This window comes from Scandinavium sp. M-37, from assembly GCF_043558715.1.
Taxonomy (GTDB): Bacteria; Pseudomonadota; Gammaproteobacteria; order Enterobacterales; family Enterobacteriaceae; genus Scandinavium; species Scandinavium vulneris_A.
This window is the reverse complement of record NZ_JBIGIN010000099.1, coordinates 1-590: the sequence shown is the minus strand read 5'-3', so window position 1 is coordinate 590 and position 590 is coordinate 1. Positions and strand designations below refer to the sequence as shown.

General features: G+C 64.6%; 1 protein-coding gene. It reads right to left on the bottom strand.

Annotation, left to right across the window (positions count from 1 at the left end; genetic code table 11):
* Window positions 1-590, bottom strand: a 590-nt coding sequence (locus ACG0Z5_RS23855) for an Ig-like domain-containing protein (protein WP_394451656.1), incomplete at both ends; no start/stop codon positions are given.

Sequence of the window (590 nt, the reverse complement as noted above, 5' to 3'; positions counted from 1 at the left end):
TAACCGTCTGGCTGCTGCCGTTAATGGTGGCGGTGACCAGGCTGTCACCGGCTTTAAGGCTGCTGAGGCCGACGGTAACCAGGCCGTTGCTGTCGGTGCTGGCGGTGGCGGCTATCGTCGCCCCGTTAGTGGCCGTGAAACTGACAGCCTGCGCCGACAGCGGGTTGCCCTGCGCATCGGTAACTTTAACCTGCACCTGGTTACGGGCGGTGCCATTGGCGATTGCATCGTTGGTGATGACCGTCAGGTCACCCGTAGCGATTTGCGCCGTGCTGCCGTCGGCCACAAAGGTGACCTTCGCGGTCAGCGTCTCGCCGCTAGCCGATTGCGCGGTCACGGTGCTGATCCCGGCGGTGGTGCTGGTGAGGGTGGTGCTCAGTTTGCCATTCGGATCCGTGACCCCACTGGCGGCCCCGACGGTCGCGCCATTATCGGCCGTGAACGTGATACTGCTCCCGGCAATCGGGTTGCCGCTGGCATCGGTCACCGTCAGTTCGACGCGGTTGGTTGCCGTGCCATTTGCCACTGCGCCGTCTGCCGTCACGGTCAGGGTGCCCTGAGCGGTGGAGGCGTCGGCGATAAAGGTGGTG